The sequence below is a fragment of the Streptomyces sp. DSM 15324 genome, from assembly GCF_001514285.1.
Lineage (GTDB): Bacteria > Actinomycetota > Actinomycetes > Streptomycetales > Streptomycetaceae > Streptomyces.
Map to the genome: position 1 here is coordinate 210,695 of NZ_KQ949036.1, position 16,594 is coordinate 227,288.

Here is a 16,594-nt window from a genome sequence, read left to right on the forward strand (position 1 = left end):
GGCGGAGGAGAGCGACATGCAGAACCCGGGCACCGCCACCCCGGACACCCCCGACCGGTTCCCCGCGCGGGAACGCTTCACGGAAGGCGCTCAGTACATCGCGGGCCGCCTCACCCGGGGCACCTCGGGCCGCACCCACGCCGTGATCGACCCGGCCACCGGCGAGGAGGTGTACACCTACGAGCTGGCGTCCGCCGCCGACGTGGACGCGGCCGTCGCCGCCGCCCGCGCGGCCTTCCCCGGCTGGTCGGGCGCCACGCCCGGCGAGCGCTCGGACGCCCTGCACCGCCTCGCCGCCGTCCTCGCCGACCGTGCCGAGGACTTCGCCCGCGCGGAGTCCCTCCAGTGCGGCAAGCCGCTGAAGCTGACGCGTGAGTTCGACGTGCCGGGGACGATCGACAACACGGCCTTCTTCGCGGGTGCCGCCCGCCATCTCCAGGGCCAGGCCGCCGGGGAGTACTCCGGCGACCACACCTCGTACGTCCGCCGTGAGCCCATCGGGGTCGTCGGTTCCGTCGCCCCCTGGAACTACCCCCTCCAGATGGCCGCCTGGAAGATCCTCCCGGCGATCGCCGCGGGCAACACGATCGTCCTGAAGCCCGCCGAGCTGACCCCGCTGACCTCGCTGCTCTTCGCGCAGGCGGCGACCGACGCCGGCATCCCCGACGGAGTGATCAACATCGTGACGGGGACCGGCAAGGAGGCCGGTGAGCACCTCGTGGGCCACCCCGACGTGGCCATGACCTCCTTCACCGGCTCCACCGCCGTCGGCCGGCGCGTCGCCGAGATCGCCACGGCCACCGTCAAGCGCCTCCACCTGGAGCTCGGCGGCAAGGCCCCCTTCGTGGTCTTCGACGACGCCGACCTGGAGGCCGCCGTCCACGGCGCCGTGGCGGGCGCCCTCATCAACACCGGGCAGGACTGCACGGCCGCCACGCGCGCGTACGTGCAGCGGCCCCTGTACGAGGCCTTCGTCGAGGCGACCTCCGCGCTCATGGCGGGCGTCCGGGTCGGCGACCCGTTCGCGGCCGGCACGGACATCGGCCCGCTCGTCTCCCACCTCCAGCGCGACCGCGTCGCCGCGATCGTGGAGCGGGCCCGCGCCTACGCGCGCGTGGTGACCGGTGGCGAGGCCCCGCAGGGCGAAAGGGGAGAGCTGAAGGACGGCGCGTACTACCGTCCCACGCTCGTCGCGGACGCCGCCCAGGACAGCGAGGTCGTCCAGTCCGAGATCTTCGGCCCGGTACTGGTGGTCCTGCCGTTCGACACCGACGACGAGGGCATACGGCTGGCCAACGACACCCCGTACGGGCTCGCCGCCTCCGCGTGGACCCGGGACGTCTTCCGGGCGGGCCGCGCGACACGCGAGATCCAGGCCGGGTGCGTGTGGATCAACGACCACATCCCGATCATCAGCGAAATGCCCCACGGCGGCTACAAGGCCTCCGGCTTCGGCAAGGACATGTCAGCGTATTCGTTCGACGAGTACACACAGATCAAGCACGTTATGTTCGATAACACGGCGGTCGCCCGGAAGCCCTGGCACCGCACGATCTTCGGGGACCGATAGTCAAGGCCCCGGCCGCCCACCGCGGCCGGCTTCCCGAAAGGGCATCAAGCGCATGAGGCAGTACGAGCCCGACCGCCTGACCCCGGTCGAACTGGCCGCCGTGCGGCGCAGTCTCCGCAGTGGCAGGGCCACCATGACCCGCCGGTCGCTGATGGGCGGCGCGCTCGCGCTGGGCGGCGTCGGGGCGCTGAGCGCCTGCGGCATCCCCGCGGCCGGCAAGAGCCAGGGCGGCGTCTCCGCCGACGACCACTCCGCGCAGGAGAAGGTCGTCAACTTCTCCAACTGGCCCGAGTACATCGACGTCGACGACAGCGGCAAGCGCCATCCGACGCTGGACGCGTTCCGCGAACGGACCGGCATCTCCGTCAAGTACACCGAGGACATCAACGACAACGACGAGTTCTTCGGCAAGATCCAGCCGCAGCTCGCCGCCGGCCAGGACACCGGACGTGACCTCATCGTCCTCACCGACTGGCTGGCCGCCCGCATGATCCGGCTCGGGTACGTCCAGAAACTCGACGCGTCCCACCTGCCGCACGCCTTCGCCAACCTCTCGGAGCAGTTCAGGAGCCCCGACTGGGACCCGGGGCGCGCCTACTCCTACCCCTGGCAGGGCATCTCCACGGTCGTCGCCTTCAACAAGAAGGCGCTCGGCGGCGTCGAGGTGAAGTCGGTCTCCGACCTGCTCGACAACCCGGCGCTCAAGGGCCGGGTCGGCCTGCTGACCGAGATGCGCGACACCGTCGGCATGACCATGCTCGACATGGGGCTGGACCCGGCGACGTTCACCGACGACGACTACGACAAGGTCATCGCCCGCCTCCAGAAGGCCGTCGACAAGGGCCAGATCCGCCGCTTCACCGGCAACGACTACACGTCCGACCTCAGCAAGGGCGACCTGGCGGCGTGCGTCGCCTGGGGCGGCGACATCGTGCAGCTCCAGGCCGACAACCCGGACGTCGCCTACGTCATCCCGGACAGCGGCTACATGACGTCCACCGACAACATGCTGATCCCCAACAAGGCGCGCCACAAGACCAACGCCGAGCGGCTCATCGACTACTACTACGAGCCCGAGCCGGCCGCCCAACTCGCCGCGTACATCAACTACGTCAGTCCGGTCGCGGACGTGAGGCCGTACCTCGCCAGGATCGACAAGTCGGCGGCGGACAACCCGCTGATCCTTCCCGACAAGGCCACGCAGGCCAAGTCCCACGCCTTCCGCTCCCTGAGCTCGAAGGAAGAGACGGCCTACCAGCAGAAGTTCGCGAAGCTCACAGGGGCGTGACGACCATGACCAAGGACAGCAGCGGCGACGTCCGCCTCTCCGGCATCGGCAAGACCTACGGCGCCTTCACCGCCGTGCACCCGCTCGACCTGACCGTCCCGCAGGGCTCGTTCTTCGCTCTGCTCGGCGCCTCCGGCTGCGGCAAGACCACCACCCTGCGCATGATCGCCGGCCTGGAGGAGCCCACCAGCGGCACCGTCCACCTCGGCGACCAGGACGTCACCGCCCTGCCGCCGTACAAGCGCCCGGTGAACACCGTCTTCCAGTCCTACGCCCTCTTCCCGCACCTCGACATCTTCGAGAACGTCGCCTTCGGCCTGCGCCGGCGCGGCATCAAGTCGGTGAAGAAGCAGGTCGAGGACATGCTGGACCTGGTGCAGCTCGGCGAGCAGGCCCGCAAGAAGCCCCACCAGCTCTCCGGCGGCCAGCAGCAGCGCGTCGCCGTCGCCCGCGCCCTCATCAACCACCCCAAGGTGCTCCTCCTCGACGAGCCCCTCGGCGCCCTCGACCTCAAGCTGCGCCGCCAGATGCAGCTGGAGCTCAAGCGCATCCAGACCGAGGTCGGCATCACCTTCGTGCACGTCACGCACGACCAGGAGGAGGCCATGACCATGGCCGACACGGTCGCCGTGATGAACGCCGGCCGCGTCGAGCAGCTCGGCTCGCCCACCGACCTCTACGAGAACCCGCAGACCACGTTCGTCGCCAACTTCCTCGGCACCTCCAACCTCATCGAGGCCGAGGTCGACACGAGGAACGGCGACGACATCGTGCTGCGGGCGGGCGGCGGCAAGCTCGTCCTGCCCGTGGCGCGCTGTTCGGCGCCCACGACGGCGGGCGGCAAGGTCCTGGTCGGCGTCCGCCCGGAGAAGATCTCCCTCACCCACGCCGACGACGCGGGCGAGATCCCCGAGGGCCGCAACCGCATCACCGGGAAGATCGCCCACTCCTCCTTCATCGGCGTCTCCACCCAGTACGTCATCGACAGCGCGGTCTGCCCCGAGTTCGAGGTCTACGCCCAGAACATCGACCGGGACGCCCGACTGGCCCCCGGCGCCGACGTCGTCCTGCACTGGAGCCCCGGCCACACCTTCGGGCTGGACGCCGCCCAGGACATCGACGCCGGCATCGACGAACAGGCGGCGGTCTGAGATGGCCACACTGACCGAGGCGCCCCCGCCGCTCTCCCCGGCGGAGCCCCAGAAGAAGCCGCCGCGCAAGCGGGGCCGGCTGACGCCGTACTGGCTGCTGCTGCCCGGCCTGCTCTGGCTGGTCGTGTTCTTCGCCCTGCCGATGATCTACCAGGCCTCCACGTCCGTGCAGACGGGCTCCCTGGAGCAGGGCTACAAGGTCACCTGGCACCTGGCCACCTACTGGGACGCGCTGAGCGAGTACTGGCCGCAGTTCCTCCGCTCGGTCCTCTACGCGACCGCCGCGACGATCCTGTGCCTGATCCTCGGCTACCCGCTGGCGTACCTGATCGCCTTCCGCGCCGGACGCTGGCGGAACCTGATCATGATCCTGGTGATCGCGCCCTTCTTCACCAGCTTCCTGATCCGCACCCTCGCCTGGAAGACGATCCTCGCGGACAGCGGCCCGGTCGTGTCGTTCCTCAACACCGTGCACGTCCTCGACGTCACCGACTGGCTCGGCTGGACCTCCGGCGACAGGGTCCTCGCCACCCCGCTCGCGGTGGTCTGCGGACTGACGTACAACTTCCTGCCGTTCATGATCCTGCCGCTCTACACCTCGCTGGAACGCATCGACGCCCGGCTGCACGAGGCGGCAGGCGACCTGTACGCCACCCCGCTCACCACCTTCCGCAAGGTGACCTTCCCGCTGTCGATGCCCGGAGTCGTCTCCGGCACGCTGCTCACCTTCATCCCGGCGGCCGGCGACTACGTCAACGCCGAACTCCTCGGCTCCACCGACACCCGCATGATCGGCAACGTGATCCAGACGCAGTTCCTGCGCGTGCTGGACTATCCGACGGCGGCGGCCCTCTCCTTCATCCTGATGGCCGCGATCCTCCTCATGGTGACCCTCTACATCCGCCGGGCCGGGACGGAGGATCTCGTCTGATGCCTGTCCTCAACTGGTTCAAGCGCCATCTCGTCGTCATCGCGGGACTGCTGACCCTCGGCTATCTCCTGCTGCCCAACATCGTCGTCACGGTGTTCTCCTTCAACAAACCGAAGGGACGCTTCAACTACGAATGGCAGCAGTTCTCCCTCGACGCCTGGAAGGACCCCTGCGGCGTCGCCGGGATGTGCGGCTCGCTCTCGCTCAGCCTCCAGATCGCGATCTGGGCGACCATCGGCGCCACCCTGCTCGGCACGATGATCGCCTTCGCGCTGGTCCGCTACCGCTTCCGCGCGCGGGGCGCCGTCAACTCGCTGATCTTCCTGCCGATGGCGATGCCCGAGGTCGTCATGGCCGCCTCGCTGCTCACACTCTTCCTCAACCTGGGCGCGCAGCTGGGCTTCTACACGATCCTGATCGCGCACATCATGTTCTGCCTCAGCTTCGTGGTGGTCGCCGTCAAGGCACGCGTGCTCTCCATGGACCCGCGCCTCGAACAGGCCGCCCAGGACCTCTACGCGGGGCCGGCGCAGACCTTCCTGCGGGTCACCCTGCCCATCGCGGCCCCGGGGATCGCCGCCGGCGCGATGCTCGCCTTCGCGCTCTCCTTCGACGACTTCATCATCACCAACTTCAACGCCGGCTCGACCGTCACCTTCCCCATGTTCGTGTGGGGATCGGCCCAGCGCGGCACGCCCGTCCAGATCAACGTCATCGGTACGGCCATGTTCCTGATCGCCGTCCTCCTCGTCCTGACCTCCATGGTCATCGGCAACCGCCGCAACCGACAAAAAGCGTAGGGAGTTGACATCATGGCCCCGAGCGCCATGAACCGGTGGATCACTTCTCTTTCCGACGCCCAGCCGTCGCCGTACTGGCTGGAGGACCCCGGCAGGCCCCGCCCCGAACCCGCGCTCACCGGCGCCGACACCTGCGACCTGCTGGTCGTCGGCGGCGGCTACAGCGGATTGTGGACCGCGCTCGTCGCCAAGGAGCGCGATCCGCGCCGGGACGTGGTGCTGCTGGAGGGACGCGAGGTGGGCTGGGCCGCCTCGGGCCGCAACGGAGGCTTCTGCGCGGCCTCCCTCACCCACGGGCTGCCCAACGGGCTCGCCCGCTGGCCGGACGAGATCCGCACCCTCCAGGAGCTGGGCGCCCGCAACCTCGACGGGATCGAGGCGGCGATCGCCCGGCACGGCATCGACTGCGACTTCGAGCGCACCGGCGAGATCGACGTCGCCACCGAGACGTACCAGGCGTGGGAACTGCGCGACTGGTACGAGGAACTCCACCGCAAGGGCCTCGCCGACGGCCTGGAGTTCCTCGACGCCGATCAGGTCCGCGAACAGGTCGCCTCACCCACCTTCGAGGCGGGCCTGTACGACCGGCGGGGCGTGGCCATGCTCCACCCCGCCAAACTGGCCTGGGGCCTGAAGGAGGCGTGCGTCCGGCTCGGTGTCCGCGTCCACGAGCACACCCCCGCGCTGGACCTCAAGCCGTACGGCGCCGGGATGACCGTGCGCACGCCGTACGGCCGGGTCCGCGCCCGGCAGGTCGCCCTCGGCACCAACATCTTCCCGAGCCTGGTCAAGCGGGTGCGGTCGTACACCGTCCCGGTCTACGACTACGCCCTGATGACCGAGCCGCTCACCCCCGAGCAGCTCGGCGCGATCGGCTGGAAGAACCGGCAGGGCCTCGGCGACTCCGCCAACCAGTTCCACTACTTCCGGCTGTCCGCCGACAACCGGATCCTGTGGGGCGGGTACGACGCGATCTACCCGTACGGCGGCCGGGTGCGCGCCGAGTACGACGACCGGCCCGAGACGTACGCCAAGCTCGCCGGCCACTTCTTCACCTGCTTCCCGCAGCTGGAGGGCGTCCGCTTCACGCACGCCTGGGGCGGCGCGATCGACACCTGTTCCCGTTTCTCCGCGTTCTTCGGCACGGCCCACCACGGGAAGGTCGCCTACGCCGCCGGGTACACCGGCCTGGGCGTCGGGGCCACCCGGTTCGGTGCCGAGGTGATGCTGGACCTGCTGGCGGGGGAGGACACCGAGCGGACCCGGCTGGAGATGGTCCGCAGGAAGCCGCTGCCCTTCCCGCCCGAACCGTTCGCCTGGACCGGCATCGCCCTCACCAAGTGGTCGCTGGCCCGGGCCGACGCGCACGGCGGGCGGCGCAACCTGTGGCTGCGGACCATGGACCGGCTGGGCCTCGGCTTCGACAGCTGACCCCGCCCCGCCTTCCGCGGTAGCGGGCGGTGACCTGGTGCACAGTGACCTGCTTCACTCCAACGGGTGGCGAGAACCCGCGTAATGCCCGGCCAGGACCTCCCTCTCCCTCCCGACGCGACCGCGTCGACGACAGAGGGAGGTCTTCTCATGGCTGGGGCGAAGTCGGCGGCCGAGTGGCTGGCATCCGTCGCACCCGATCCCGAGGCCTGCCGCTGGGAGTGGGAGCGGGGCCCCCTGCGGGTCGCGCTGCTGCCGGCGGGCAGGGCCTGGGACGTGCTCATCCTGCCGGGCGTACTCGGCTACCCCACGCTCGATGTGCTCACCCGCATCCTCGACCGGCCCGGACCGGTGCTGGTCGACTTCGGGGACGACCGCATGGGCTTCTTCGTACCGCCCGGCACGGCCGCCAACTGGCTCGGCACCGGCATCCGCACGGCGGGCGCGGGCACCTGGATCGTCGTCCCCCACCCGGGGCACTCCACGGGCACGGTCCGCTGGCTGATCCCCCCGGACGGCACCGGGATCCTCACGGACGCGGCGCTGCTGGAACGGGCGATGCACGAGGCTGCCGCCGGCTTGGCCGACCACGGATTGGCCGACTAGACGTGTGCCGGGGCCTGTCGCTCTTCGGCTGCGGCGCCGTCGTGGCCGGTCGCGCAGTTCCCCGCGCCCCTGGGCGGTGCTGCGTGACCGCTTCTCACTCCGGTGCCGTCGCCTTCAGCGCCAGCCACAGCTCCATCCGTACGTCCGGGTCGTCCAGGGAACGCCCGAGGATCTCCTCGACCCGCCGCATCCGGTAGCGCAGCGTGTGCCGGTGGACGCCCAGGTCGGCCGCTGCCGCGTCCCACTGCCCGTGCCGGGACAGCCAGGCCCGCAGGGAGGCCACGAGGTCGCCGCGGCCGGTCGCGTCGTGCTCGCGCAGCGCCCGCAGCAGACCGTCCGCGAACGCCTTCACCGCGTCGTCCGCGAGCAGCGGCAGCACCGAACCCGCCGCCAGCCGCTCGTGCTCGACGAGGACCCGGCCGCGGCGCCGGGCCACCGACAGCGCCTGTTCGGCCTGGCGGTAGGCCGCTGCCGCCGCGATGGGACCGGCGGGCGCCGACAGGCCGACGACCGGTTCCTCGTCCGCAGGTTCCCCGCCGTCGGCGCGGTGCGCCTCCAGGGCCGCCGCGTACCGGTCGACCGCCGCGACCGCGCCGCCCCCGTCGGCCGCGAGCACCACGAGCCGCTCGCCCTCGGGCACCACCAGCACGGCCTCGCCGGACCGGGCGGCGGCCGACTCGACCACTTCGGCCAGACCGCCGAGGGGGTCCCCGTCCGCCTCGGCCCCCGCGGGCCCGGCCGGCCCGGGTTCCGCCACGATCACCCGGAACGGGGCGTCCAGCAGCGCGCCGTACAGGTCGCCGGCGACCGCTCGGGCGTGGTCCGGTTCGCCCGCGAGGAGCATCCGCAGCACCGCCGTGCCGATGCGCTGCTCGGCCGCCTGGAGGGACCGGGAGCGTTCCGTGGTGAGGGTGAGCAGGGCGATCGCCGAGTGGACGGCGTAGCGCTCCGCCGTGCCGAGGGCGGCCGCCGTGCCGACGGCGAGCGCGGCGCGCGGGCGGCGGCCGGTGCCCAGGGTGTGCAGCTCGACCCGGTCGGTGTTCTCGGCGCCCTCGCCGCCGTCGGCCGGACCGGCCCCGCCGACCACCGCGGAGGCGGGCGCCGGGCGCTCGCGCAGCCGCTCCACGTCCGCCGTGAGGCGCGCGGCCCGCCGGCCCGCCCACTCGGGGGCGGCGGCGACGACGGCGCCCGAGGCGTCGTAGAGCGCCGCCCAGCCGTCGACCTGCGCGGCGAGCGCGGTCAGCAGCCCCTCCGGGCCGTCCGTCAGCGCCTGCTTCGTCAGCTCCCGCTGCGCGGCGAACCCGGCCGTCACCGCCCGGTACTGATCGGCCGCGATGGCCGCCGACACCGCCTTGCTGATCGCGAGGAACGGGGTGCGGCGCGGCACCTCGAGCAACGGCAGGCCCTCCTCCTCGGCGGCGTCCACGAGCGCCTTGGGCACCTCGTCGTAGGTGACGCCGACCGCGAAGCCGAGCCCGACCACCCCGGCCCCGGCCAGACGCTTCACATAGCGCCGCATGGCCTCGGGGTCCTCCGCGTCCAGCTTCACCGCGGTGATCAGCAGCAGCTCCCCGCCCTCCATGTACGGCACGGGGTCGGCCAGCTCGCTGACGTGCGCCCAGCGCACCGGCACGTCCAGACGGTCCCCGCCCGCCCGCACGGTCAGCTTCAGCGCGGAATGGTGGACGAGCGAGGCGAGCGTGGGAGGCATGGGGCCTTCAGACGGGGAGGGACCGGGTTCGACGGAGGAGTGATCCTTGGCCGCTTCGTATGAAGGGCCTGTGCCGATTCTGCCTCACTGTACGGTCCCCCGTACGTCCCTTCAGCCCCTCAGTCGCCTCAGCCCCTCAGGTCGACCAGCAGCGGCGGGGTGTGCTCGCCGCCGACGCTCGTCAGGGACAGCACCGCGTGGCCCGGCGGCACCTCGTGCGCCAGCTGGGACGCCGACCAGCGCTCCCGCTCGACCTGGCGCACGGTCACCGCGTCCGTGGTCACCGCCTTGCCGGTCACCAGCTTGCGCAGGGCGTGGATGGCCCGGGTCATCGGCTGGTCGGCGAAGACGGTGTGCCGGGCGACCTCGGTGGTCTCCACCCACTCGGTGCCCCAGGTCTGCGCGAACCGGCCGCCGTCCCAGGTGGTGATCCCGGAGAACGCCATCCGGCAGCCCACCGCCCCGTACAGCGGCCCGTGCAGCGCCTCCGGCACGTCCGCCACCGAGCGCAGGGCGAGGACCACGCCCGCGTTCTGCGAGCGCAGCCGCTGGATGCCGCGCACCGAGCCGGCCGTCACCGTGCCGGTGGCGTCGTCCAGGACGAGACAGGCGAAGTGCGCCCGCCGCCCCTCCCGTACGACGGTCCGGAACTGGGCGAGGAGCAGCCGGGTGATCAGCCGGCCCGCCTCCTCGTGGCCCCGCTCGGGCAGGTCGACGCGGACCCGCAGCGGATGGTGGGCGACCGCGCGCAGCGAGAACGCCCGGTGGCCGTCGCCCCCGTCGCCGCCGCCGAAGAACCCGGCGAACGCGGGCCGGTTCAGCAGCGCGAGCCGGTCGGCCAGGGCGCGGCCCGGGTCACCCGGCGTCCCCGTCTGGCGGATCCGTGCCTGAAGTTCCCGGCGCATCACCTCGTCCCCGGCCACCGCCTCCCGCAGCGCGCCCAGCGCATCCGGCTCGCCCTCCAGCAGTTCGCGCAGGTCGGTGAGGGCCGGGAAGCGGCCGTGCGCGGCCCGGTAGGGGCCCAGCAGCTGGGCGAGCACGGTCGCCGCGCTCTGCCCGCCCACCGTGTCCAGGTCGCCGACCAGCGCCTCGGCGAGGATCGCGGCCGCCTCGTCGGGGTCGTCGGACTCGGCGTAGGGGTCCAGGTCGTACACCGAGGACGGGTCGCCGATCCGGACGATCACGTCGTAGGAGGAGTCGGCGCCGAGCGGGCCGCCACCGGGGGAGGAGACCGCGACGACCGCGCAGCCGCCGGTCAGCGCCTGGAGGGCCAGGGCCTCCGTCAGCGGTTCGACCAGGGTGCGGGTCTTGCCGGAGCCGGACGGGCCGATCGCGAGCAGCGAGGTGCCCAGCACGTCCGGGCCGAGCGCGGCGCCCGCGTCGTGGTAGGCGGCCGGGGCGCGCTCGGCGGCCACCCAGCGGCCGATGCGCACCTGACCCGCGAGCAGGTCGTGGCGGGCGCCGCGGCGGGGCAGGTCACGGGCGCCGGAGGGGTGGACCCAGGCGGCCCCGCCCTGGTGCAGCACGGTCTCCCGGAACTCCGGCAGCCCCACCGTCCACGCCCGCCGCACCCGGGCACAGTCCACGTCGTTCATCCGCCCGGCGGCCACCTCACGGGTCAGCAACTCGGCGGCCTCGACCTGCCCGGCGTCCCGCAGCTCGGGCCACTGGGCGGGGGGGCGCGCGACGGCGGGCGCGGCGGCCTTCGGGTTCCCGCGGGCGGCGAGTCGTTCCTTCAGGTACGGCCACCAGTCGCCGGCCAGCGCGAACGGCCACACCACGAGCAGCGTGATCACCGCGTACAGGGTGTCCGTGAACAGGACGGAGGCGAACAGGTCGTAGCTCCCGCTGATCAGGACGATCAGCGAGAACAGCGGGTCGACGACCGGCAGCGCGTCCCAGCCGACTCCGAAGGCGCCGGGGAACACGAAACTGAGGGCGGCCAGCGCGCACAGCAGTGCGAGCAGGGCGCGGGCGGGCTGCGGGCGCCGGCCCACGAAGTGCCGCAGCGCCTGCGGCCAGCCGCCCAGCCGGCCCATGGAGAACAGCAGGACCGCGAGGAAGACGCCGTCGTAGACCACCCGGGCCTCGGCGCCCTCGTTGGTCTTCGGCGAGGCGATCGTGCCGCCCCACCACCAGTCGCCCGGCGTGAACAGCCGCAGCAGCGTGAACTGGTACGGCAGGCTGCCGCGCCGCCACAGCGACCACAGGACCAGCGCCACCACCAGCGGCACCAGCATCCCGATCACCGTCACCGGCGCCAGCCGCTCCACCGCCCGCTCACCCTTCGGCGGCCGGTACCCGAAGCGCCAGATGCCGGGCTTCGCGGCCGGCCGGGGCTCGTCCAGCCAGCTCCCCACGGCCGACGAGGGCGGCGGGGCCGCGGGCCGGGGCGGCACCGCGGGCGGTCCCGCCGGGCGCGGCACAGGATTCGCATGCGTGCCGCGCGCGTCCCGCATCCCGTCGCTGTCCATCGCCCTTGCCCCCTGACCAGCCGCTCCGTCCACCATCAGCGGTCAATCTAACGCCCCCGCAAGGGGAGTTCACCGCATACGGGGCCGGACCGCACGGATCGCCGCACAGCCGCCACTGTCCACGGCGGACAACCGGCCCCGCCGACAACGCCCACATGGAGCATGCCGACCCTCCGTTCCCCGCCCTAGCCTGCGAGAAAGGAAACGAAGAAGGACCGCGTCCGCGCACCGCGTGCGTGAAAACCCCCAGGAGCCCGACATGACCGCCCTTCCGCAGGAGCGCCGGATCGTCACCGCCATCCCCGGCCCGAAGTCGCAGGAGTTGCAGTCCCGCCGCCTCGCCGCGGTCGCTCAGGGCGTCGGCTCCGTGCTGCCGGTCTTCACGGCGCGCGCGGGCGGCGGCATCATCGAGGACGTCGACGGCAACCGGCTGATCGACTTCGGCTCCGGCATCGCCGTGACCAGCGTCGGGGCCTCCGCCGAGGCCGTCGTCCGCCGTGCGTCCGCGCAGCTCGCCGACTTCACCCACACCTGTTTCATGGTGACCCCGTACGAGGGGTACGTGGAGGTCGCCGAGGCGCTGGCCGAGCTGACCCCCGGCGACCACGCCAAGAAGTCGGCCCTCTTCAACAGCGGTGCCGAGGCCGTGGAGAACGCCGTCAAGATCGCCCGTGCCTACACCAAGCGCCAGGCGGTCGTCGTCTTCGACCACGGCTACCACGGCCGCACCAACCTCACCATGGCGCTGACGGCGAAGAACATGCCGTACAAGCACGGCTTCGGCCCCTTCGCGCCCGAGGTCTACCGGGTCCCCGTCGCCTACGGCTACCGCTGGCCGACCGGCCCGGAGAACGCCGGTCCCGAGGCCGCCGCGCAGGCCATCGACCAGATCACCAAGCAGGTCGGCCCGGACAACGTGGCCGCGATCATCATCGAGCCGGTCCTCGGCGAGGGCGGCTTCATCGAGCCGGCGAAGGGCTTCCTGCCGGCGATCCGCCAGTTCGCCGCCGACAACGGCATCGTCTTCGTCGCCGACGAGATCCAGTCCGGCTTCTGCCGCACCGGCCAGTGGTTCGCCTGCGAGGACGAGGGCATCGTCCCGGACCTGATCACCACCGCCAAGGGCATCGCGGGCGGTCTGCCGCTCGCCGCCGTCACCGGCCGCGCCGAGATCATGGACGCCGCGCACGCGGGCGGCCTGGGGGGCACCTACGGCGGCAACCCGGTCGCCTGCGCGGGCGCGCTCGGCTCCATCGAGACGATGAAGGAGCTCGACCTCAACGCCCGGGCGAAGGCGATCGAGGCGACGATGAAGGCCCGGCTGTCGGCCATGGCCGAGAAGTACGAGGTCATCGGTGACATCCGGGGCCGCGGCGCGATGATCGCCATCGAGCTGGTCAAGGACCGGACCACGAAGGAGCCGAACCCCGAGGCCACGGGCGCCCTCGCCAAGGCCTGCCACCAGGAGGGCCTGCTGGTCCTGACCTGCGGCACCTACGGCAACGTGCTGCGCTTCCTGCCGCCGCTGGTCATCGGCGAGGACCTGCTGAACGAGGGCCTCGACATCATCGAGCAGGGCCTGGCCGGGCTCTGACGCACAGCCGTTCCCCAGGGACGGCAGGCGGTGTGAAGAAGGTGTGCGGGGAGCATGGCGGGTCGTGCATCCGGCTGTCGTACCGCCCGTCACTGCCGTACGTTCTTCCCAGATGAGAGATACACCCGCCCGCAGGTGACTGCGGGCGGACTCCAGGCCGGGGCCTCCCCAGCTTCGACCTGGTCGTGCCCTGGCGCACACAACAGGAGCCTCAGGGCTCCGCATCTCCTCACCGATCGGACGGTCGCCCGCCCCAAACCCCCCGGGGCGGCCGGCACTCCGATCCGGACGGCCACCTCGGAACCATCCCCCCTGTTCCGGGGTGGCCGACCTCCTTTCCGCCGGTCGCCGCAGCGTTTCGCAGCCCGCAGCAGTTCGTGCTGAGAGGCTGTACCTCATGGCCACCAGCCCCCACCAGGAGACCGAGGACGGCAGCCCCACGGCACCCGCCACCGCCCCGAGACGGCCTTTCGGCCTGCGGGGCCTCCTCCTCGCCCTCCCCGCTCTGCTCCTCGCCCTGATCACCTGGCAGGTGATCGCCGACGGCCCCCTCCTCGCCCTCGACGCCCGGCTCAGCGACGCCCTGCGCCACCCGGACCGCTTCTCCGAGCTGCTGTCCGACCTGGGGAACGTGCAGGTCGCGGTGCCCGTCCTGGTGCTGGTGGCGGTGTACGTGGCCCTGCACGGCCAGTGGGAGGGCCGGCCGCGCTGGTGGCTGCCGCCCGTGGCCGCGCTCGTCGTGCTGACGCTGGTGCCGCTGATCGTCGTTCCCCTGAAGGAGTGGACCGCGCGCCCCGGCACCCCCGCCGTGCCGCCCGCCACCGGCTACTACCCGTCGGGACACACGGCCACGGCCGCCGTCGCCTATGGCAGCGCGGTGATGATCCTGCTGCCGTGGCTGCTGACGGCCCTGGCCCGGCGCCTGGCGGTCGCCACGGCGGCCCTGCTCGTCCTCGCCGTCTCCTACGGGTTGGTCCGGCACGGCTACCACTGGCCGCTGGACGTACTGGCGAGCTGGTGCCTGTGCACGGCACTGCTCGGCACGCTCGGACTCTTCCTCCGCACGGCAGCCCCCCACGACCGCACGGCAGTCCCGGCCCGCGCTGCCGATGCCGGGGGCGCGGCTGGTCCGGCCTGCGCTGCGGGTTCGGAGGGTCATTCCGAGGGCGCGGCTGGTCCGGCCTGCGCTGCCGGTTCCGGCAGGGCCGCCGGTCCCGAGGGGGCCGCCTGTCCCGAGGGGGCCGCCGATTCCGCCGGTTACGAGTGTGCCGCCGGTCCGGCCTGCGCCGCGGATTCCGACCGCGCCGCCCGTTCCGACCGCGTCGCCGACCCCGCCCGTCCCGCCCGCTCTGCCAAGCCCGCCGGTGCCGTCGGGCCTGCCCGCTCCGGTAAGCCCGGCCGCTCTGTCGATCCCGACCGTGCCAAACCGTAGTACGCCGGCCGTCCACCCGTACGACTCGGACAAACGCTCCCGTGGCCCGGCGCGCCTACCGTGGAGGGCGCAGACCCCAGCACACAGCTCACCCCCATGCGGAAGGGCCGGTAACGCCACTATGACTGCCACCCACGCCTTCTGGCTCGCCGGCCGCCAGGCCCACGGCGAGGACAGCTTCGACGTCACCTCCCCGTGGGACGGACGGCTCGTCGCCAGGGTCGGTGTGCCGACGGACGCCCAGGTCGAGGAGGCCGTGGCCGCCGCCTACGCCGTACGCGAGGAGTACGCCGCCACCCCCGCCCACGTCCGCGCCGCCGCCCTCGACCACGTCAGCAGGCGGCTCGCCGAGCGCACCGAGGAGATCGCCCAGCTGATCTCCGCCGAGAACGGCAAGCCGATCAAGTGGGCCCGGGGCGAGGTCGGCCGGGCCGTCTCCGTGTTCCGGTTCGCGGCCGAGGAGGCCCGCCGCTTCAACAGCGGCGAGGCCCAGCGGCTCGACACCGACCTCGGCGGCCAGGGCCGGCTGGCGCTCACCCGCCGTTTCCCGAAGGGCGTCGTGCTCGGCATCGCGCCGTTCAACTTCCCGCTGAACCTGTGCGCCCACAAGGTCGCCCCGGCGATCGCGGCCGGTGCGCCGATCATCCTCAAGCCGGCCCCCGCGACCCCGCTGTCCGGCCTGGTCATCGGTGAGCTGCTGGCCGAGACGGACCTGCCGGCCGGCTCCTGGTCGATCCTGCCGGTCTCCAACGACCGCATGCCCGCCCTCGTCCAGGACGAGCGACTGCCGGTCATCTCCTTCACGGGCTCCGAGGCCGTCGGTTACGCGATCATGGACTCGGTGCCGCGCAAGCACTGCACCCTGGAGCTGGGCGGCAACGGCGCCGCGGTCGTCCTCGGCGACTACGCCTCCGACGCCGACCTGGACTGGGCCGCGACCCGGATCGCCACCTTCTCCAACTACCAGGGCGGCCAGTCCTGCATCTCGGTGCAGCGGGTCATCGCCGACGCCGCCGTCTACGACCGTCTCCTCCCGCGGATCGTCGCGGCCGTGGAGGCCCAGGTCACCGGCGACCCCTCCGACCCCACGACCGACGTCGGCCCGCTCGTGAGCGAGGACGCCGCCAAGCGGGTGGAGACCTGGGTGGACGAGGCCGTCGCCGCGGGCGCCTCCCTGCTCGCCGGCGGCAAGCGCGACGGCGCCTCCTACGCGCCGACCGTCCTGACCGACGTACCGGCCGACACCAGGATCGCCTGCGAGGAGGTCTTCGGGCCGGTCCTCACCGTGCAGAAGGTGGACGGCGAGGCCGCGGCCTTCGCGGCGGTCAACTCCTCCAAGTACGGCCTCCAGGCGGGCGTGTTCACCCACGACCTCCAGGCAGCCTTCCGCTCCCACCGCGCGCTGGAGGTCGGCGGCGTCGTCATCGGCGACGTCCCCTCCTACCGCGCCGACCAGATGCCCTACGGCGGCGCCAAGCAGTCCGGCGTCGGCCGTGAGGGCGTGAAGTTCGCGATGGACGACTACACCTACGAGCGCGTCCTGGTCCTGACGGGCCTCGCGCTGTAGCGGCAGTCTCCCCGAAGGGGTCCGGCACCGGTGCCTTCC

Annotated in this window: 12 protein-coding genes; 10 read left to right on the forward strand and 2 right to left on the reverse strand. The window is 72.4% G+C overall.

From position 1 onward, the window contains the following. Positions 1-16: 16 nt before the first annotated feature. From AQJ58_RS34930 to AQJ58_RS34960, 7 genes are all read left to right on the forward strand, one after another. Positions 17-1,570, forward strand: coding sequence for a gamma-aminobutyraldehyde dehydrogenase (locus tag AQJ58_RS34930; RefSeq protein ID WP_067257567.1), 1,554 nt, complete (start codon positions 17-19; stop codon positions 1,568-1,570). 52 nt (positions 1,571-1,622) lie between these two features. Next, a complete protein-coding gene (locus AQJ58_RS34935) occupies positions 1,623-2,858 on the forward strand; it encodes an ABC transporter substrate-binding protein (protein ID WP_067257570.1) in 1,236 nt (411 codons plus the stop codon). A gap of 5 nt (positions 2,859-2,863) precedes the next feature. Further along, on the forward strand, positions 2,864-4,009 hold the full coding sequence (locus AQJ58_RS34940; RefSeq protein ID WP_420712202.1) for an ABC transporter ATP-binding protein: 1,146 nt from the start codon (positions 2,864-2,866) through the stop codon (positions 4,007-4,009). Position 4,010: 1 nt separating this feature from the next. Further along, positions 4,011-4,940 (forward strand): ABC transporter permease, encoded by a 930-nt coding sequence (locus AQJ58_RS34945; protein WP_067257574.1) that lies wholly within the window; start codon positions 4,011-4,013, stop codon positions 4,938-4,940. Further along, a complete protein-coding gene (locus AQJ58_RS34950; RefSeq protein ID WP_067257577.1) occupies positions 4,940-5,740 on the forward strand; it encodes an ABC transporter permease in 801 nt (266 codons plus the stop codon). The genes AQJ58_RS34945 and AQJ58_RS34950 overlap by 1 nt, the downstream gene beginning before the upstream one ends. A gap of 12 nt (positions 5,741-5,752) precedes the next feature. Continuing rightward, a complete protein-coding gene (locus AQJ58_RS34955) occupies positions 5,753-7,171 on the forward strand; it encodes an NAD(P)/FAD-dependent oxidoreductase (protein WP_067257580.1) in 1,419 nt (472 codons plus the stop codon). A 150-nt stretch (positions 7,172-7,321) separates the two neighbouring features. Next, on the forward strand, positions 7,322-7,777 hold the full coding sequence (locus AQJ58_RS34960; RefSeq protein ID WP_067257582.1) for a hypothetical protein: 456 nt from the start codon (positions 7,322-7,324) through the stop codon (positions 7,775-7,777). A 94-nt stretch (positions 7,778-7,871) separates the two neighbouring features. Here AQJ58_RS34960 and AQJ58_RS34965 read toward each other — a convergent pair whose 3' ends face one another. Together AQJ58_RS34965 and AQJ58_RS34970 are read right to left on the reverse strand one after the other, a co-directional pair. After that, positions 7,872-9,488, reverse strand: a complete 1,617-nt coding sequence (locus tag AQJ58_RS34965) for a PucR family transcriptional regulator (RefSeq protein WP_067257585.1) — start codon at positions 9,486-9,488, stop codon at positions 7,872-7,874. A 128-nt stretch (positions 9,489-9,616) separates the two neighbouring features. Next, a complete protein-coding gene (locus AQJ58_RS34970) occupies positions 9,617-11,962 on the reverse strand; it encodes a type IV secretory system conjugative DNA transfer family protein (RefSeq protein ID WP_067257587.1) in 2,346 nt (781 codons plus the stop codon). A 259-nt stretch (positions 11,963-12,221) separates the two neighbouring features. Between AQJ58_RS34970 and gabT the strand changes: the two genes are divergently transcribed. From gabT to AQJ58_RS34985, 3 genes are all read left to right on the forward strand, one after another. Next, entirely contained in the window at positions 12,222-13,556 is a 1,335-nt protein-coding gene (gabT, locus tag AQJ58_RS34975; RefSeq protein WP_067257590.1) for a 4-aminobutyrate--2-oxoglutarate transaminase, read from the forward strand. A 397-nt stretch (positions 13,557-13,953) separates the two neighbouring features. Beyond that, positions 13,954-14,988: a phosphatase PAP2 family protein gene (locus AQJ58_RS45745; protein ID WP_079079416.1), complete on the forward strand. Its 1,035-nt coding sequence runs from the start codon at positions 13,954-13,956 to the stop codon at positions 14,986-14,988. A 121-nt stretch (positions 14,989-15,109) separates the two neighbouring features. Next, entirely contained in the window at positions 15,110-16,555 is a 1,446-nt protein-coding gene (locus AQJ58_RS34985) for an aldehyde dehydrogenase family protein (protein WP_067257592.1), read from the forward strand. Positions 16,556-16,594 lie beyond the last annotated feature (39 nt).